This is a genomic window from Arthrobacter sp. 2MCAF15 (genome assembly GCF_052115605.1).
In the GTDB taxonomy this organism is placed as follows: domain Bacteria; phylum Actinomycetota; class Actinomycetes; order Actinomycetales; family Micrococcaceae; genus Arthrobacter.
In genome coordinates, this window is sequence record NZ_JBFRGZ010000010.1 from 59,996 (window position 1) to 78,010 (window position 18,015).

Consider the following 18,015-nt stretch of genomic DNA (forward strand, 5'->3'; position numbering starts at 1 on the left):
GGCGTCAGCTGATGCAGAACTCGTTGCCTTCCGGGTCTGCCATGGTGTGCCAGGAATGCGGTCCCTGGTTGGCCGACCAGAGGTAGGTGGCGCCGCGCGCTTCGAGTGCGGCCCGCGCGGCGTCCTTGTCCGCGCCGGCGAGCCTGACGTCCCAATGGATGCGGTTCTTGACGGTCTTCTCCTCCGGGGCCGTCTGGAACAGGATCCGGCGGGCAGGGGCTTTGGCGTCGATTTCTTCGGGCGGCCGGATGGCGGCGCCGGCGCGCCACACGAGCCTGCCCTGGTGGGTCATGGTTTCCGCCTCGGTAGCGAAGCCCTGCTCGATCATGGAGCGGATGAAAACCTCATCCTGCGGCTCCACGGCCCACTCCAGTGTTTCGGCCCACCAGTCGGCGAGCTCGTGCGGGTTTCGGCAGTCAACGGCGATCTGGATGTTCAGTGTCATGGAAAGAACCTACGACGTCGGCGCCCGCGCCGGAAGTGGCACCACGCTGGGTTGGTTAGCCCTGGACCTGCTGCAACTGGTCCAGGACCTCCGGTGGAATCGCGTAAATGAAGACGACTGCCAGGAGGTTCTTCGAAGCGTGGACGAAGTAGGAGAACATCAGGTTCTTCCCGGTCCAGACGTACACGAACACCAGGACGGCGCCCATGGCGAGGTACGGCATCAGCACCTGCAGGGTCATTTGTTCCTGCCCAACGATGTGCAGGGCCGCGAACAGGACCACCGACAGGGCACAGCAGAGCCAGAGGTTGACCCGGCGGCTCAGTTTGCCGATCAGCAGGTGGCGGAAGATGTATTCCTCGACGAAGGGTCCCACGATCACCAGCAGGGGCACCATGAGCCAGACCGGTACCTGCTGCATGAGCGCCTGGAGCCCGGCCTGGTTGGCGGAGGTCTGCACCGGCCCGCTGACGGCTACGAAGATCGCGGTGAGGATGAGCATCGCCACCACGGCCAGCGGCACCATGAGCACCGTGAACCAGGGCCGTGTGGCAAGGACACGGAGGTCGCGGCCGGCAACGCGGTGCGCGGCGGCCAGGGCAAGGACGCCGATGGTCGCGTAGAAGACCAGGTTCACCGCATAGGAGGCCACCGCGGGATTGGGCGAAATCTGCAGCAGCAACGGCACCAACAGCCCGCCTGCGACGGCGAAGAAGCCGGCCACCGCAACATAGAGTCCGGCAGTGATGAAATCGAGCCGGGAGAACCGGTAAAGCTCCGGCTGCGGCGCGGGTGGTGTGCGGAGAGCTGTGCCCATGTCCCCAGCCTAGCGCCGAGGCGAGGCGGCGCGGTGATGCCTGCCGCCTGAGCCCGTCCGGCGGCAGCAGGCAAGTCCGACGGCGGCAGGCGCCCCGGTGCCCCCAGTGCCGGGCGGCGGTGCCATACTGGGGACTCAAGCCGCCGCCGGGCAGGCTGGCACCGACTTGCGAGGACCCCTTGAGCGAACATCTCCGCCTTACCGGCGTATCCCACGGTTACGGGGATCGCCAGCTCTTTGCCGGGGTCGACCTTGTTGTCACTGCCGGTGAGCACGTGGCGATCGTCGGCGAAAACGGCGCGGGCAAATCCACGCTGCTCAGGATCCTGGCCGGGATCGAGGCCGCGGACGAGGGGACCGCCGTCAGCCAGGGCCGCGTGGGCTACCTTGCCCAGACCCATGGCATGCCTGAGCAGTTCACCGTCAGCGACGCGATCGACGCCGCACTGGAATCGCTACGCGCACTGGAGGCCGAGCTGGACCGGCTGGAGGGCGGGCTGGCCGGCGCGGAGGCGGAGGACCTGGAGCGCTACGGGAACCTGCAGACGCAGTACCAGCTCAGGGAGGGCTACGCCGCGGAATCCCGGGTGGAGGCGGCGCTGGACCGGCTTGGCCTGGGCGGCCTGGACCGGATGCGGACACTGGGCTCGCTCTCCGGAGGGGAACAGGAACGCGTGGCACTGGCTTGCGTGCTGGCCGATCCCGCGGACATCCTCCTCCTGGACGAGCCCACCAACCACCTGGACGCCAGCGGCACTGCCTGGCTGGAGGGACGGCTGGCGGCCCACCGCGGCACCGTGGTGGTGGTCTCCCACGACCGCGTCCTGTTGCGCAAAGTGGCCTCCACCGTCATTGAGGTCGATGCCGAACGCCGGACGGTCAACCGCTACGGCAACGGCTATGAAGGATATCTGCGGGAAAAAGCAGCCGAACGCCAGCGCTGGGCGCAGCAGTACCACGGGTGGCTGGACGCGATGGCCGCCGAACGGCTTCAGGCTGACACCATCGCGGGGAGGATGGGCTACGCCCGCCAACGCGACGGCGACAAGATGGGGTTCGACTTCAAGGCCGGCACGTGGCAAAAGGCGGCCACCAGCAAGGTCCGCAATGCCCAGGAGCGGCTCCGCAGGCTGGAGGCAAACCCCATCGACCGGCCGCCGGTGCCCCTGAAGCTGGCGGCGGACCTGCGGGCGGACCTTGGCGAGGGCCCCGCCCTTGAAGCGAAGGGGGTGGCCGTGCCCGGCCGCCTGGTGACGACGGACTTCCGGGTGGAGGCTGGCCAGAAGATCCTCATCACCGGTCCCAACGGGGCGGGAAAGTCCACGCTGCTCTCCGTCCTCGCGGGCACGCTGGAACCGGCCACGGGCACTGTGGTGCGGCACGGCCGGATCGGCTACCTGCAGCAGGAACTGGAACTCCCGCAGCGCCCGGGGCTGCGCCTGCTGCCCGCCTTTGCCGCGGGACTGGGCGGCAACATCGATGAGCACGCCGAGGCCTTGCTGCGCCTGGGACTCTTCCGGGCCAGCGAATTCCACGTCCCGGTGGGAGGCCTCTCGGCAGGTCAACAGCGCAGGCTGGCCCTGGCCCGGCTCCTGCTGGGCGGGTTCGGGACGATGCTGGTGGATGAGCCCACCAACCACCTGGCGCCCGTCCTGGTGGAACAGCTGGAAGCGGCCCTGTCCGGCTTCGCGGGGACACTGGTGATGGTCAGCCACGACCGCGCGCTGGGGGAGTGGTTCAGCACGTGCGCCAGGGACAGCGCAAACGGGCCTGGGGACGGCGCCGGGAACTGGCTCCGGTTCGCGATGAGGGACGGCGCGCTGGCCTGATAGCCGGACGCGCCGGGATTTTCGGTGCCCAAATAGAACATTATTCGGCGATTCCGAAAATCATGCGGCATTAATTAGGAATAGTATCCGCCTGTTGTTGCCCTCGTCACGGTCAAGCCGGGAATTCTAGTACGATGGATGAGCCGCGCGAAGGTTTGACTCTCGTGAGGTTCGGTACATGTTGATGCCCCACCGGGGCCGAAAACCGACTGCTGCGTCACCGAATCCCGGTCCCGTCCCGGCCATAATCCGACCTACAAGGAACCGTTGTGCCATCAATTACCCCCACAGAACTCCAGAGCGCGCCAGCGGAATCCGCCGTCGACTCGACCCTCAGCGCCGAGGGCTACAAGAAGACCCTGAGCGGCCGCCACGTGACCATGATCTCGATGGGCGGCGCAATCGGCGTTGGCCTGTTCATGGGTGCCGGCGGACGCCTGGCCTCGACGGGACCGGCGCTGATCTTCTCCTACGCCATCGCCGGCGTCATCGCTTACCTGTTGATGCGCGCGCTCGGTGAACTGATCATGTACCGCCAGACCTCGGGCTCCTTCGTCAGCTACGCCGGTGAAATGTTCGGCAAGAAGGGCGCCTACATCTCCGGCTGGATGTACTTCATCAACTGGGGCATGACCGGGATCGCCGAGCTCATCGCGATCGGCCTGTACTTCCAGTTCTTCTTCCCCAACGTGCCCGTGGAGGCGTCCGCGATTGCCGCGCTCGCGATGCTGGTGGCCGTCAATCTGCTCAGCGTCAAGGCGTTCGGCGAGTTTGAATTCTGGGCATCCTGCCTCAAGGTCGGCTCCATCCTGATCTTCCTGGCCGTTGGCACCTTCATGGTGGTCACCAACGCCAAGGTGGGCGACGGCCATGCCTCGGTGGCCAACCTCTTTGCCGACGACGGCGGGATGTTCCCCAAGGGCGCCCTCGTGATGGTCCTCGTGCTCAACGCCGTGATCTTCGCCTACAACGGCATCGAACTCGTCGGCATCACCGCCGGCGAGATGCAAAACGCCAAGCGCGAAGTGCCCAAGGCGATCCGCGCCGTCGTGCTGCGCATTGTGGTGTTCTACGTTGGTTCCGTGCTGCTGCTGGCCATGCTGCTGCCCTCGGACCAGTACAAGGCCGGCGTGTCCCCGTTCGTCACCGTGTTTGGCCAGATGGGCCTCGGCTGGGTGGGCGACGTCATGAACATGATCGTCATCACCGCCGCGCTGTCCTCCTGCAACTCGGGCCTGTACTCGATCGGCCGTGTCTTCCGCACCATGGCCAACAACGGGCATGCCCCGCAGTGGCTCACCCGGATGTCCAAGCGCCACGTGCCGTACGCGGCCATCCTGGCCATCGCGGCCTTCTACCTGGTGGGCATCCTCCTGAACATCTGGCTGGGCGGCTCGCACGCCTTCGACCTCGCGCTGAACACCGCCTCGATCGGCGTGATCTTCACCTGGGGAGCCATCTTCGCCAGCCAGATCGCCCTGCGCCACCAGAAGGGCCGCGTGTCCAGCCTGCCCATGCCGGGCTCGCCCTGGACCAGCTGGGCCGGACTTCTCGCGCTGCTGGCCATCACCGTGCTGATCGGCTTCGACACCATGACCAGCAAGACCGGCGAGGTCTTCCACCTGGGTCTCTGGACCCTGGCCACCGTTCCGTTCTTCGCACTGGTGCTGTGGCTGGGCTGGCAGAAGGTCAAGAACAACGCGCCCAAGAACGAGCTCTACAGCTAACTGCTCCAAAGCGCAGCGACGGCGGCAGCCACCTTCACCAGGTGGCTGCCGCCGTCGCGGTTAACCCCGGAATCCTCAGTAGCTGGCGGGGGCGTCGCCAGGCTTGGCCGCCTGGCCCGGCCGGACGTATTCCGCGGCGAGTGCTTCGGAGCCGCGGGCCAGCAGCGCTACGTCGGCGCCCACCAGGATGAAGGCGGCGCCGGCTGCCATGTAATGGTGCGCGGTGGCGGGGTTGAAGGCGTTCACGCCGGCGGGCTTGCCGGCCGCTTTGGCGGCGGCGAGGCAGTGTTCGACGGCGGCGCGCACCTTCGGGTGTTCCTGCTCTCCCAGGACGCCCATGGAGGCGGCGAGGTCGGAGGGGCCCAGGAAGATGGCATCCACGCCGTCGACCGACAGGATCTCCTCCACCGACGCGACCGCGGCTTCGGACTCGATCTGGACCGTGAGGCTGATGGTTCCGGATGCGCGGGCGAGGTAGTCCGGGATCCGGTTCCAGCGGGAGGCCCGGGCCAGGGCCGAGCCCACCCCTCGGACGCCGTGCGGCGGGTAGCGGGTGGCGGCCACCGCGGCCCGGGCCTCGGCGGCGGAGTTCACCATGGGAACCAGCAGGTTCTGGACCCCGAGGTCCAGGTACTGCTTGATCAGCACCGTGTCGTTGACCGGCGGCCGGACCATGGCCTGGACCGGGTAGCCGCGGACGGCCTGCAGCTGGGCGAGGATCGATTCGAGCCCGTTGGGGCTGTGTTCGGCGTCGATCAGCAGCCAGTCCAGGCCGGAACCGGCGCAGAGCTCTGCCACGAGCGGGCTGCCCGAGCAGACCCACATCCCCGCCAGCGGCCTGCCGGCAGCGCCCGTTTGGTTGCGCAGGGCGTCCCGGAACGTGGGGTCGGGGTCTACTCGAAGCGGCATGTGATGCTCCCCAGCGGTCCGTAGTCGGCGTGGACGGTGTCGCCCTGGTAGACCCAGAGCGGCCGGGTGAAGGAGCCGGCGAGGATGATGTCCCCGGCCTTCATGCCGTCCCCGTGGGCGGCAATCTTGTTGGCCAGCCAGTGCACCCCGTTGGCCGGGTGGTCCAGGACCCCGGCGGCGACGCCGGTTTCCTCCACGGTCTGGTTCTTGTACAGGATGGCCGAGACCCAGCGGAGGTCCACGGCGTCCGGCTTCACCGGGTTGCCGCCGACCACCATGGCGCCCATGGCGGCGTTGTCGGCGATGGTGTCCACGATGGTCCGGCCCTCCATTTCGATCCTGGAGTCCAGGATTTCGAGGGCCGGGACCACGTAGTCGGTCGCGTTCAGGACATCGAAGATGGTGCAGCCGGGACCCTTCAGTGCGTCTTTGAGGACGAAGGCCAGTTCCACTTCGACCCGGGGGTGGGTGTACCGGTCCCACTGCACCGAACACCCGGTTTCGAGGACCATGTCATCGAAGATCGCGCCGTAGTCCGGTTCGGTGATGCCGGTGGCGGCCTGCATGGCCTTGGACGTGAGGCCGATCTTGCGGCCTACCAGCTTCCGGCCGGCGTCCTCGTTGCGGCGCCGCCACAGCTGCTGGACGGCGTAGGAGTCCTCCACCGTCATCTCCGGGTAGCGGGCCGTCAGGCGGGGGACCGGGGTCCGGGACCGGGCGGCCTCCAGCAGTTCGTCGGCAATGGCTTCGATCGTCTTCGCGTCCAGCATGACTTAGACCTGCGCCCCGAGCTTGAACCCGGTCTGTTCTCCGGCAGGGCCGTCTTCTTCCTTGCGGGTGTAGGAGAAGCCGTCGGCGCCCACGGTCACAGCCATCTCGCTCTTTTCCTCGCGGACAATCACCGGCTGCGGGTTGCCGTCGAGGTCCAGGACCAGGGAGGCCTCGGTGTACCAGGAGGGGACCACGGGGTTGCCCCACCAGTCGCGGCGCTGGTTGTCGTGGACGTCCCAGGTGATGGTGGGGTTGTCCGGGTCGCCGGTGTAGTAGTCCTGGGTGTAGATCTCGATGCGGTGCCCGTCCGGGTCCAGGATGTAGAGGTAGAAGGCGTTCGAGACGCCGTGCCGGCCGGGGCCGCGTTCGATCCGGTCGCTGATGCGCAGGGCGCCCATCTTGTCGCAGATCTGGATGATGTTGTGCTTCTCGTGCGTGGCGAAGGCAATGTGGTGCAGCCGCGGGCCGTTGCCGCCGGTCAGGGCGGTGTCGTGCACGGTCTGCTTGCGGTGCATCCACGCGGCGTACGTGACGCCGTCGGAGTCCTTGATGTCCTCGGAGACGCGGAAGCCGAGGTCCTCCAGGTATTTGCGGCCCTTGGGGACGTCCGGGGTGACCTGGTTGAAGTGGTCCAGCCGCACGAGCTCGCCGGCGGAGTAGAGATCGTAGCGCTGGGTGAGCCGCTCGACGTGCTCGGTCTCGTAGAAGAATTCGTAGGGGAAGCCCAGCGGGTCCTCGACGCGGACGGAGTCGCCGATGCCCTTGGTGAAGCCGTCCTTGCGGCGCTCGGTGCGGCAGCCCAGTTCCTTGTAGTAGGCCTCGGCGGCGTCCACCTCGGCGGGGGACTTCACCCGGTACGCGAAAGCGGCGGCGGCGGCGACCGGGCCCTTGCGGAGCACCAGGTTGTGGTGGATGAACTCCTCGAGGGAGCGCAGATAGATGGTGTTCTCGTCTTCCTCGGTGACGTGCAGGCCGAGGAGGTCCACGTAGAACTCGCGGGACTTGGCGAGGTCCGTGACCACGAGTTCCAGGTAGGCGCAGCGGACGATGTCCGGGGCAGGGACGGAGGGCGTGGGGACAAAGTTGGTCATGGGATTCTCTCTTCGTTGAAAGGTGGCTTGAAAGTTAGGCGCCGAATTTGGGGGTGTGGACTGAGCCGAGGGTGATGTGGACGGCCTGCTGGTCGGTGTAGAAGTCGATGGAGCGGTACCCGCCTTCGTGGCCCAGGCCGGAGGCCTTGACGCCGCCGAACGGGGTGCGGAGATCCCGGACATTGTGGCTGTTGAGCCAGACCATGCCGGCCTCGACGTTCTGCGAGAAGTTGTGCGCCCGCGTCAGGTTCTGGGTCCAGATGTAGGCCGCCAGGCCGTACCTGGTGTTGTTCGCCAGGGCGAGGGCTTCGGCGTCGTTCTCGAAGGGGGTGATGGCGACGACGGGGCCGAAGATCTCCTCCTGGAAGATCCGCGCGTCCGGGGCGACGTCCGCGAACACGGTCGGGGCGATGTAGTTGCCCTCCGGCAGGTGCTCCGGGCGGCCGCCTCCTGCCAGCAGCCGGCCCTCGGACTTGCCGATCTCCACATAGGAGGCCACCTTGGCGTAGTGCTCCGGGTGGACCAGCGCGCCGACCTCGGTCTTGGGGTCGTGCGGGTCCCCGACCACGATCTTCTTGGCGCGGGCGGCGTACTTCTCGCAGAATTCCTCGTACACGGCGCGCTCCACCAGGATCCGCGAGCCTGCGGTGCAGCGCTCCCCGTTGAGGGAGAAGACGCCGAACAGGGCCGAGTCGATCGCGGCGTCGAGGTCGGCGTCGGCGAACACGACGCACGGGGACTTGCCGCCGAGCTCCATGGACAGGCCCTTGAGGTTGGCCGCGGCGTTGCGGAAGATCGTCTGACCCGTGGTGGTCTCTCCGGTGAAGGAGATCAGCGGCACGTCCGGGTGCTTGACCAGGGCGTCGCCTGCCTCCTCGCCCAGGCCGTTGACCAGGTTGAACACGCCGTCCGGCAGGCCGGCGTCCTTGAAGATCGTCGCCCACAGCGAGGCCGAGAGCGGGGTGAATTCGGCCGGTTTGAGGACAACCGTGTTGCCGGTGGCCAGGGCGGGGGCGAGCTTCCAGGACTCGAGCATGAACGGCGTGTTCCACGGCGTGATGAGGCCGGCGACGCCGATCGGCTTGCGGTTGACGTAGTTGATCTGGGCGCCGGGGACCTTCATGGCGTCGTCGAACTGGGCCACGATCAGGTCGGCGAAGAAGCGGAAGTTCTCCGCCGCGCGCAGGGCCTGGCCCTTGGCCTGGGTGATCGGCAGGCCGGTGTCGAAGGTTTCCAGTTCGGCGAGCCGGGCTTCCTGGGCCTCGACGGCGTCGGCGATCTTGTTCAGGACGCGGGCCCGCTCGCGGGGCTTCATTTTCGGCCACGGGCCGTTGGTGAACGCTTCGCGGGCGGCGGCGACGGCGAGGTCGATGTCCTCCTTCTGGCCGGCGGCCGCGGTGGCGTAATTCTGGTTGGAGACCGGGTCCAGGACGTCGAAGGTTTTGCCGCCCACGGAGTCAACGAACTCGCCGTTGATGTAGTGCTGGATGTGGGTGGGAAGGTCCTGCGGAACGTAGTGGGTGGTGGTCTCAGGTGCAGTGAACGTCATTGTTTTTCCTTACTGCTGTGTAGTTTGGGCGAGGTACGCGTCCAGGGTGGCGCTGCGGTGGCGGCGTGCGGCCTTTTCGATGTCGTCCGGACTGGCGCCGGACTCGATGAGCTGCAGCAGCGCTTCATGTTCCTCCACGGATTCATGGGCGCGGCCGGGGACGAAGCGGAATGTCGATGAGCGCAGTGACGCGAGCCGGTTCCAGCCCCGGTGGACCAGGTCCAGGATGTGCGGGTTGGGGCAGTGCTCGAACAGGACGCTGTGGAAGTCCTGGTTCAGCGCGGTGAACCGGACCGGGTCGAAGTGCTGCAGGCAGTCGCGCATCTCGGCGTTGACTGCCCGGGCGCGGGCCACGTCCGCCTCCCCGATCAACGGAGCCGACAGGGCTGTTGCGGCGCCCTCGACGATGCTGAGGGTCTGCATCGTATAGAGGTACTCCGTGGGGTCGATCCCGGAGACGGTGGCGCCGACGTTCCGTTCGAACTTGACCAGGCCTTCGGCCTCGAGCCGGCGGATGGCTTCGCGGACCGGGACCACACTGATGCCCAGGTCCTCGGCGATCTTCGCCAGCACCAGCCGGTAGCCGGGGGAGTAGGTCCCGTCCACGATCCGGGCCTTGACGGCCGCGTAGGCCTGCTCGGACTTGCTGACTGTGGTGGCTATGTTGGTGCCTGCGGCGGTAGCTGCGTCAGTCATTGGCCTTGCCTGCTTCCCATGCCTGGTAGCGGGTCCGCCAGGCGGCGTTGAGCGGGTAGAGCCCGTCCACGCTGTGGCCCTGCTGCACCATCTCGGCGATGAAGGTTTCCTCGCGTTCCTGGGCGATGGAGTCGTCCGCGAGCTCCTCGGCGAGGGCCGGCGGGATCACCAGGATGCCGTCGGCGTCGGCCACAATGATGTCCCCGGGCTGGACGGTGGTGCCGCCGCAGGCGATGGTGATGTCCGTGTCCCACGGGATGTGCCGCCGGCCCAGGACCGCGGGGTGCGGGTTGGCATAGTAGGTCGGCATGTCCATCGCTGCCACGGCCGAGAAGTCGCGCACGCCGCCGTCGGTGATGATGGCCGCGGCGCCGCGGACCTGGGCGCGGAGGGCCAGGATGTCACCGATGGTGCCGGTGCCCTTTTCGCCGCGGGCCTCCATCACCAGGATCTCGCCCTCGTTGACGGAATCGATGGCCTGCTTCTGGGCGTTGAAGCCGCCGCCGTGGGTCTTGAACAGGTCCTCGCGGTTGGGCACGTAGCGCAGGGTCCGGGCCAGGCCCACAATCCGCTTCTCCGGCCGGGTGGAGGTCAGGCCGTCGATGCTGACGTTGTTCAGGCCGCGCTTGCGCAGCTGGGAGGACAGGGTGGCGGTGCAGACGCTTTCCAGCTTCGCCTTCAGCTCAGGGGTCAGGACCGTAACGGGCCCGACGGCGGGAAGGCCGGCCGCTTCACGGGAACCGTACGCTTCCTCCCGCTGGAGATCATCCGTCTTGGGCCGGGCACCGAAGTCCGCGAACGGCGTCGTGCCTTCCGCAACCCGGGTGGCCAACCGGCCGGTAGAGAGCCCGGTGGGTTCGGTGCTGACTTCCACCTCGACGACGTCCCCCGGCTTGGCCACGGACGCCCCGGCCGGGGTGCCGGTGAGGATGATGTCGCCCTCCTCGAGGGTGAGCAGCTGGGACAGGTCGGCGACCAGCCGGGCGAACGGGAAGAGCAACTCTTCGGTGGTGTCGTCCTGGACCAGCTCGCCGTTGTGCCAGGTGCGGATCCGCAGGGCCGCGGGGTCCACGGCGTCTGCCGCGATCAGTCCCGGGCCCACCGGCGTGAAGCCGTCGCCGCCCTTGGACCGGAGGTTGGAGCCCTTGTCCGCATAGCGGAGGTCGTAGACGCCGAGGTCGTTGCTGGCCGTGACCCACTCGACATGGCTCCACGCGTCCTCGATGCCCACGCGGCGGGCGGCCTTGCCGATGACCAAAGCGATTTCGCCCTCGTAGCCGAGGAGCTCACAGCCGGCCGGGCGCTCCACCGTTGACGGGGCCTCCGCCGAACCGACAGCCAGGGAGGAGGAGGGCTTCAGGAAGTAGGAGGGCTGCTCCGGCGTGCGGCCCCGCTGGGCTGCCCGGCTGGGGTAGTTGATATGCACCGCGATGACCTTGCGGGCCGCGGCCAGGATGTGGTCGGTGACCTGTTCCAAGAATGTCTCCTCATCGAGTACGAAATCGTATACGATGACTATGTCCCAGGAAACGCCGATCGTCAACCCCTCGTTCCTGGGGGTTTTCAAGGCACTTGTAACCCGCGTCATGTCTGCCGTACAGTTCTGGATCACGGAATACATTTCAATAATAGAACACGAAGTTCTATTATCGAACACGAACGACGGCGACAGGCCGCCACACAACGAAGTGAGGAAAGCCCGTGCATTTCCACCATCACGGTTACGTATCCGGTGACCCGCGCGTCCAGCCGGCCGCCGGCGCCGGCATCAACCGCCCCACACAGCTTCCTGACGACGTCGACGTGCTCATTGTGGGCACCGGCCCGGCAGGGATGCTCGCGGCCGCCCAGCTGTCCCAGTTCCCGGGCGTCACGACCCGGATTGTGGAGCGCCGCGCAGGCCGGCTCGCCATCGGCCAGGCCGACGGCATCCAGGCCCGCAGTGTCGAGACCTTCCAGGCCTTCGGCTTCGCCGAGCGGATCATCGCTGAGGCGTACCGCATCACCGAGATGGCGTTCTGGAAGCCGGACCCCCAGAACCCCTCGAGCATCGTCCGCAGCGCCCGCACCCTCGATGACCCGGGCGGGATCAGCGAGTTCCCGCACCTGATCGTCAACCAGGCCCGCGTGCTGGATTACTTCGGCGAGTTCATGGCGAACTCGCCCTCCCGCATGTCGCCCGACTACGGCTACGAGTTCCGCAGCCTGGAGGTCACCGGCGAAGGGGAATACCCGGTCTCCGTGACCCTGGTTCACACGGCCGGACCCGACGAGGGCCAGGAGCGCATAGTCCGGGCGAAGTACGTCGTGGGTGCGGACGGCGCGCGGAGCAAGGTGCGGGCTTCGATCGGCTGCACCATGGCCGGCGACCAGGCCAACCACGCGTGGGGCGTCATGGACGTGCTCGCGAACACGGACTTCCCCGACATCCGGCTCAAGTGCGCCATCCAGTCCCACGACGGCGGCAGCATCCTGCTGATCCCGCGCGAAGGCGGGCATCTGTTCCGCATGTACGTCGACCTTGGCGAGGTGGCCGCAAGCGACAACGGTGCCGTCCGCAAGACCACCATCGAGCAGATCATCGCCAAGGCCAACGCGATCATCCAGCCCTACACGCTGGATGTGCGCAACGTGGCCTGGCACAGCGTGTACGAGGTGGGCCACCGCCTCACCGACCGGTTCGACGACGTCCTCCCGGAGCAGCTCGGCACCCGCACGCCGCGCGTGTTCATCACCGGCGACGCCTGCCACACCCACAGCGCCAAGGCCGGCCAGGGCATGAATGTCTCCATGCAGGACGGCTTCAACATCGGCTGGAAGCTCGGCCACGTTCTGGAGGGCCGCAGCCCGGAAAGCCTGCTCTCCACCTACTCGGCCGAGCGGCAGGTCGTCGCGAAGAACCTGATCGACTTCGACAAGGTGTGGTCGACGCTGATGGCAAAGAAGCCCGAGGAGTTCGAGAACCCCTCCGAGCTCGAGGACTTCTACGTGCGCACCGCGGAGTTCCCCGCGGGTTTCATGACCGAGTACTCGCCTTCGATGATCGTCGCCGAGGCGACACATCAGAACCTGGCCACCGGTTTCCCCGTCGGCAAGCGCTTCAAGTCCGCGCCCGTTGTGCGGGTCTGTGACACCAACCCGGTCCAGCTCGGCCACCAGGCCATGGCGGACGGCCGCTGGCGGATCTACGTCTTCGCGGACGCGGCAGCGCCCGGACAACAGGCGGCAACCCCGTCGCCGACCGCCGACCTCGCCGCGTGGCTGGCCAACGCGCCGGACTCCCCGCTCGCCGCCACCCCCGACGGGGCCGACCGTGACGCGTGGTTCGACGTGAAGGTGATCTACCAGCAGGACCACACAGGCATCGACATCGGCGCCGTGCCTGCGGTGTTCAAGCCGGAGGTCGGGCCGTTCAAGCTCACCTACCTCGAGAAGGTCTACGGCACCGATCCCACGGCGGACATCTTCGAACTGCGCGGCCTCGACCGCGGCGGYGTCATCGTGGTGGTCCGCCCGGACCAGTACGTGGCGAACGTCCTGCCGCTGACAGCGACGGCGGACCTCGCCGCGTTCTTCGCGCCCCTCCTGCGGACAGGGCTGACCAAGACCGTGTGACATCCGAGCACCCGCGCGCCATCCGGCGCGCGGGTGCCCAACCCTTCAGGCGCTCAGCCCTTCAGGTACTCAGCCCTTCAGGTACTCAGCCCTTTAGATGCCGGGCGAAGTGGTCCTCGATCCGCTGCCACGCTTCCGGGGCGGACTGCGGGTCAGGGCCGATGCCCATGACCCGGGAGAGCGGCCGCAGCACCTTCGGGCCGGTCTCCGCATCGTTGAGGAAGGCATGCCCGGCGTGCGGGAATTCCTTGACGTCGTGGGCCACGCCGATGCGGTCGAGCACGGACTCGAGCTTCGCCGCCCCGCCGCGCAGCGTGCGGTCCCTGCCGCCGAAGTTGGCCACGATCGGGCAGGCGCCGGCGAGCGTCTCTTCGGGGTTCTTGGGGAGCCGGCCGTAGTTGACGGCGGCGGCGTCGAAGCCGTCGTTGGCCAGGAGCAGGGCGAAGCCGCCGCCCATGCAGAAGCCGATCACTCCGACCTTGCCCGTCGTCCGGCCGGATTCCTGGAGCCAGTCCCGGGCCGCCGCCAGATCGGTGAAGGCCCGGCCCTCGCCTGCCGCCAGCGCACGCATGGTGGCCACGAGGCAGCGGCGGGCGCCGCCGTCGCTGTACAGGTCAACGGCCAGCGTCAGGTAGCCCGCCGCAGCCATCCGGTCAGCGTGGCGGACGGTGATGTCATCCAGGCCGAAGGCTTCATGGACCATCAGGACGGCCGGAAAAGGCCCTTCGCCCGCCGGGGCCGCCAGATAGCCGCGCAAGACCGGCGACCCGCCGGCGGCAACGCTGGCCYGGCTCAGGTCGACGTTGCTGCGGTCCCGGCCCGCGTGCCTGCCGTGGTCCGTCCCTGTTCCCGCCATGGTGTCCCCTCCGTCGGTCTGTGCGGCCATTCTTGCAGGCTGGCGGCCAAGAGGGGCAAAGGCCGGGCGTAAAACCGGGCACAAAAAAAGCGGCGCCGGACATCCCCCAAAGGAAAATCCGGCGCCGCCAAACTTTGTAAGGACTAGTCCTTTTTGAAGGCGTCCTTGACGTTTTCGCCAACCTTCTTGGCGTCGGCCACAACCTGGTCGCGCTGGCCTTCGGCCCGAAGCTGGTCGTTGTCAGTCGCAGTTCCTGCGGCTTCCTTAGCCTTGCCGCCCAGGTGCTCCGCTTCGTTCTGAATCTTGTCTCCGATACCCATGGTTCAGGCCACCTTTCGTTTCCGGTCCAAATTGCTGTCCGTACAGCCTAACACAAAGCATGCTTACTAATTCAAGTCAGTGCCGCGGGCCGATCCGATAGGCTCGAGATCATGGACCACAAGACCACGCTCACGCAGCACATCAATGCTCCGGCTGACTCGGTCTGGGCGGTGGTGTCGGACATTCCGGGATCTGCCGCCACCCTGTCCGGCGTCGATGCGATCCAGATGCTCACCGACGGGCCCTATGCCGAGGGCACCCGCTGGAAGGAAACCCGCACCATGATGGGGCGCTCGGAAACCGTGGAGATGGGGGTTTCCCAGTGCGAGCCGCCGTCGCCGGGTCGGGCGGGCGGCACCACGGTGAAAGCCCTCCAGGGCGGCGCCGACTACACTTCCCGGTTCTCCCTGGCCGAGCGCGACGGCGGGACTGACCTTACGCTGACCTTTGGCGCTGAAATCATCAAGCCCACCCGGTTCAGCAGGATCATGCTCACCGTGTTTGGTCCCCTCGGCATGCGCATTACCCGCAAGGCGCTTGCGAAAGACCTGGCGGAAATCGCCGCCAAAGCCGAATCCCTCTGATGGCCGGGCGCGCAGCTGACAAAGCCCCCAGGGTCACCGCGCCCCGCCTGGCGCCGGTCCGGCCGGGGGAGTTGCGGGACGATCCTGCCCCGGACTTCCGCCGCGGGGAACGGTACGACGGCGTCCGGTACAGCCGCGCCTCGGCGGACGGGCTGGAGCTCGGCGGCACTGACTTTGCCGAGTGCGAATTCGCCGGCGTCTCCTTCAACGAGACGCAGCTGCGTGGGGCCACCTTCCGTGACTGCATCCTCACCGAGGTCTACGCGCCGGTGCTGACGGCGGCCCGGGCCAGCCTGCGGGATGTGGAGATCGGCAACCCCCGCTGGGGATCGGCGGAGCTCTATGAAAGCGGCTGGCAGTCGGTGCGGATCGACGGCGGCAAGCTCGACTACGTGAACCTGCGCGGATCCAAGCTCACGGACGTGCAGATCAGCGACTGCATCATCAACGAGCTGGATCTGGGCTCCTGCACCGCCACCCGGGTCGCGTTGAAGAACTGCACGATCGGCACCGTGGACTTCAGCGGAGCCCGGCTCAAGGACTTCGACCTCCGCGGCACCGACTTCCGCATGATCAGCGGCCTGGGCAGCCTGGCCGGCCTCGTGATCGACGACTACCAGCTCACCCTGCTGGCGCCGCTGCTCGCAAGCCACCTGGGCGTCGTCGTCGCGTAATCCGGCGGCGTCCGGTTGACCCCCTTGCCCTGCCGTGTAATCTTTATAGAACGAACGGTCGGTAAATTACTCTGCTGCCGGCCCCGCTTTCTTGGTGAAGGATGTTCTCATGGTCGAGGCTTTTCTTGTTGGCGGCGCCCGCACCCCGGTGGGCCGTTACGGCGGCGCCCTCTCCGCAGTCCGCCCCGATGACCTGGCCGCACTGGTGGTCCGCGAGGCAGTGGTCCGCGCCGGCGTCGATCCTGACGCCATTGACGAGGTAATCCTCGGCAACGCCAACGGCGCCGGCGAAGAGAACCGCAACGTGGCCCGCATGGCCACCCTCCTTGCCGGGCTGCCCCTGCACATCCCCGGCATCACCGTGAACCGGCTCTGTGCCTCCGGGCTCAGCGCCATCATCATGGCCAGCCACATGATCAAGTCCGGCGCCGCTGACATCGTGATCGCCGGCGGCGTCGAATCCATGAGCCGGGCACCCTGGGTCCAGGAAAAGCCCCGCACCGCCTTCGCCAAGCCGGGCGAAATCTTCGATACCTCCATCGGCTGGCGCTTCGCCAACCCGCAGTTCACCGCCGGCGAGCTCTCCCGCGACGGCAAGATGACCTACTCCATGCCGGAGACGGCGGAGGAAGTGGGGCGGGTCGACGGGATCTCGCGCGAGGACGCCGACGCCTTCGCCGTCCGCTCCCACGAACGCGCCCTGGCCGCCATCGCCGCCGGCCGCTTCGCCGAGGAAATCGTCCCCGTGACCGTCAAAACCCGCAAGGGCGAAACAGTGGTGGACACCGATGAAGGCCCCCGCGCCGGCACCACCATGGACGTGCTCGCCGGGCTCCGTCCTGTGGTCAAGGGCGGTTCGATCGTTACCGCCGGCAACTCCTCCACGCTCAACGACGGCGCCTCCGCCATCATCGTCGCCTCCGAAGCCGCGATCCAGAAGCTTGGCCTCACGGCCCGGGCCCGCATCATCGACGGCGCGTCCGCCGGCTGCGAGCCCGAAATCATGGGCATCGGCCCGGTTCCGGCCACCCAGAAGGTCCTCAAGCGCAGCGGCCTCAGCGTCGGTGACCTTGGCGCCGTCGAACTTAACGAAGCGTTCGCCACGCAGTCGCTGGCCAGTATGCGCCGGCTCGGCCTGGACCCGGAGATTGTGAACCGCGACGGAGGTGCGATCTCCCTGGGCCACCCGCTGGGCTCCTCCGGTTCCCGGATCGCCATTACGCTGCTGGGGCGGATGGAACGCGAGGACGCCAAGATCGGCCTGGCCACTATGTGCATCGGCGTCGGCCAGGGCACGGCCATGCTGCTGGAGCGCGTCTAGTGGCGGCCCCGGCGCTCGACCCGGCCGGCTTCAGCACGCTCCTGGTGGACCAGCGCGAGGACCGCGTGGTGGTGGTGCTGAACCGCCCCGAGGTCCGCAACGCGATCGACCAGCAGATGGTCGACGAGCTCCACACGGTGTGTGCCCACCTGGAACAGCACCCCAAAGTCCTCATCATCGCCGGCGCCGACGGGGTTTTCGCCTCCGGCGCCGACATCGGTCAGCTGCGCGAACGCCGCCGCGACGATGCCCTGCAGGGCATTAACTCCACCATTTTCGTCCGGATCGCCAAACTGCCGATGCCCGTCATCGCGGCCCTGGACGGCTTCTGCCTCGGCGGCGGTGCCGAGCTGGCGTACGCCGCCGACTTCCGGATCGGCACCCCGTCCGTGCGGATCGGCAACCCCGAAACCGGGCTCGGCATCCTGGCCGCCGCCGGTGCCAGCTGGCGCCTGAAAGAACTGGTGGGGGAGCCGGTCGCCAAGGAAATGCTGCTGGCCGGCGCCGTGCTGCGCGCGGAACGTGCCCTGGCCGTCAATCTCATTACCGAAATCCATGAACCCGCCGAGCTGATGGCCGCGGCCCACAGGCTCGCGGACAGGATCGCCACGCAGGACCCGCTCGCCGTCAGGATCACCAAATCCGTGTTCCACGCCCCGGCCGAGGCACATCCCCTGATTGACCAGCTGGCGCAGGGGATCCTCTTCGAATCCCAGGCCAAGTTCGACCGCATGCAGGCTTTCCTGGATAAGAAAGCAGACAAGAAAGCCGCCAAGACCTCCGCCACAGAACCCGGAAAGCAGAAATAGC

At 67.4% G+C, this 18,015-nt stretch carries 17 protein-coding genes; 7 read left to right on the forward strand and 10 right to left on the reverse strand.

Annotated features, from left to right (window positions below; translation table 11 throughout):
- Positions 1-4: 4 nt before the first annotated feature.
- Positions 5-445 carry a VOC family protein gene (locus AB4089_RS13030; protein ID WP_441409707.1) on the reverse strand — a complete coding sequence of 147 codons (441 nt, stop codon included), beginning with the start codon at positions 443-445 and terminating at the stop codon, positions 5-7.
- A 55-nt stretch (positions 446-500) separates the two neighbouring features.
- Complete coding sequence (locus AB4089_RS13035) at positions 501-1,262, reverse strand: CPBP family intramembrane glutamic endopeptidase (protein WP_441409708.1); 762 nt, start codon at positions 1,260-1,262, stop codon at positions 501-503.
- 179 nt (positions 1,263-1,441) lie between these two features.
- Here AB4089_RS13035 and AB4089_RS13040 point away from each other — a divergent pair, with 179 nt between their 5' ends.
- On the forward strand, positions 1,442-3,091 hold the full coding sequence (locus tag AB4089_RS13040) for an ABC-F family ATP-binding cassette domain-containing protein (protein ID WP_441409709.1): 1,650 nt from the start codon (positions 1,442-1,444) through the stop codon (positions 3,089-3,091).
- A gap of 269 nt (positions 3,092-3,360) precedes the next feature.
- Entirely contained in the window at positions 3,361-4,818 is a 1,458-nt protein-coding gene (locus AB4089_RS13045) for an amino acid permease (RefSeq protein WP_441409710.1), read from the forward strand.
- A gap of 75 nt (positions 4,819-4,893) precedes the next feature.
- Here AB4089_RS13045 and AB4089_RS13050 read toward each other — a convergent pair whose 3' ends face one another.
- Genes AB4089_RS13050 through AB4089_RS13075 form a run of 6 tightly spaced genes read right to left on the reverse strand, consistent with a single transcriptional unit; the run spans position 4,894 to position 11,311 of the window.
- Positions 4,894-5,727 (reverse strand): HpcH/HpaI aldolase family protein, encoded by an 834-nt coding sequence (locus AB4089_RS13050; protein ID WP_441409711.1) that lies wholly within the window; start codon positions 5,725-5,727, stop codon positions 4,894-4,896.
- Positions 5,712-6,497: a 2-oxo-hept-4-ene-1,7-dioate hydratase gene (gene hpaH / locus AB4089_RS13055; protein WP_441409712.1), complete on the reverse strand. Its 786-nt coding sequence runs from the start codon at positions 6,495-6,497 to the stop codon at positions 5,712-5,714. Before hpaH ends, AB4089_RS13050 begins: the two co-directional genes overlap by 16 nt.
- Before the next feature lie 3 nt (positions 6,498-6,500).
- Entirely contained in the window at positions 6,501-7,589 is a 1,089-nt protein-coding gene (gene hpaD, locus AB4089_RS13060) for a 3,4-dihydroxyphenylacetate 2,3-dioxygenase (RefSeq protein ID WP_441409713.1), read from the reverse strand.
- 34 nt (positions 7,590-7,623) lie between these two features.
- Positions 7,624-9,138, reverse strand: a complete 1,515-nt coding sequence (gene hpaE, locus AB4089_RS13065) for a 5-carboxymethyl-2-hydroxymuconate semialdehyde dehydrogenase (protein ID WP_441409714.1) — start codon at positions 9,136-9,138, stop codon at positions 7,624-7,626.
- Positions 9,139-9,147: 9 nt separating this feature from the next.
- Positions 9,148-9,834 (reverse strand): GntR family transcriptional regulator, encoded by a 687-nt coding sequence (locus AB4089_RS13070; protein ID WP_441409715.1) that lies wholly within the window; start codon positions 9,832-9,834, stop codon positions 9,148-9,150.
- Complete coding sequence (locus AB4089_RS13075) at positions 9,827-11,311, reverse strand: fumarylacetoacetate hydrolase family protein (protein WP_441409716.1); 1,485 nt, start codon at positions 11,309-11,311, stop codon at positions 9,827-9,829. The genes AB4089_RS13070 and AB4089_RS13075 overlap by 8 nt, the downstream gene beginning before the upstream one ends.
- Before the next feature lie 224 nt (positions 11,312-11,535).
- Here AB4089_RS13075 and AB4089_RS13080 point away from each other — a divergent pair, with 224 nt between their 5' ends.
- Positions 11,536-13,449 carry an FAD-binding monooxygenase gene (locus AB4089_RS13080; protein ID WP_441409717.1) on the forward strand — a complete coding sequence of 638 codons (1,914 nt, stop codon included), beginning with the start codon at positions 11,536-11,538 and terminating at the stop codon, positions 13,447-13,449.
- A gap of 85 nt (positions 13,450-13,534) precedes the next feature.
- Here the strand turns inward: AB4089_RS13080 and AB4089_RS13085 are convergent, their stop codons facing one another.
- Together AB4089_RS13085 and AB4089_RS13090 are read right to left on the reverse strand one after the other, a co-directional pair.
- Positions 13,535-14,305 carry a dienelactone hydrolase family protein gene (locus tag AB4089_RS13085; RefSeq protein ID WP_441409781.1) on the reverse strand — a complete coding sequence of 257 codons (771 nt, stop codon included), beginning with the start codon at positions 14,303-14,305 and terminating at the stop codon, positions 13,535-13,537.
- A gap of 143 nt (positions 14,306-14,448) precedes the next feature.
- Entirely contained in the window at positions 14,449-14,625 is a 177-nt protein-coding gene (locus AB4089_RS13090; RefSeq protein ID WP_441409718.1) for a CsbD family protein, read from the reverse strand.
- Positions 14,626-14,736: 111 nt separating this feature from the next.
- On the opposite strand from AB4089_RS13090, the gene AB4089_RS13095 reads away from it, so the two are divergent.
- The 4 genes from AB4089_RS13095 (at position 14,737) to AB4089_RS13110 (ending at position 18,014) form a co-directional block, all read left to right on the forward strand.
- The gene (locus AB4089_RS13095; RefSeq protein WP_441409719.1) at positions 14,737-15,210 is read left to right on the forward strand and encodes an SRPBCC family protein; all 474 of its coding nucleotides are present in this window, start codon (positions 14,737-14,739) and stop codon (positions 15,208-15,210) included.
- Positions 15,210-15,884 carry a pentapeptide repeat-containing protein gene (locus tag AB4089_RS13100; protein WP_441409720.1) on the forward strand — a complete coding sequence of 225 codons (675 nt, stop codon included), beginning with the start codon at positions 15,210-15,212 and terminating at the stop codon, positions 15,882-15,884. Before AB4089_RS13095 ends, AB4089_RS13100 begins: the two co-directional genes overlap by 1 nt.
- Before the next feature lie 109 nt (positions 15,885-15,993).
- The gene (locus tag AB4089_RS13105; protein WP_441409721.1) at positions 15,994-17,205 is read left to right on the forward strand and encodes a thiolase family protein; all 1,212 of its coding nucleotides are present in this window, start codon (positions 15,994-15,996) and stop codon (positions 17,203-17,205) included.
- The gene (locus AB4089_RS13110; RefSeq protein WP_441409722.1) at positions 17,205-18,014 is read left to right on the forward strand and encodes an enoyl-CoA hydratase/isomerase family protein; all 810 of its coding nucleotides are present in this window, start codon (positions 17,205-17,207) and stop codon (positions 18,012-18,014) included. The genes AB4089_RS13105 and AB4089_RS13110 overlap by 1 nt, the downstream gene beginning before the upstream one ends.
- Position 18,015 lies beyond the last annotated feature (1 nt).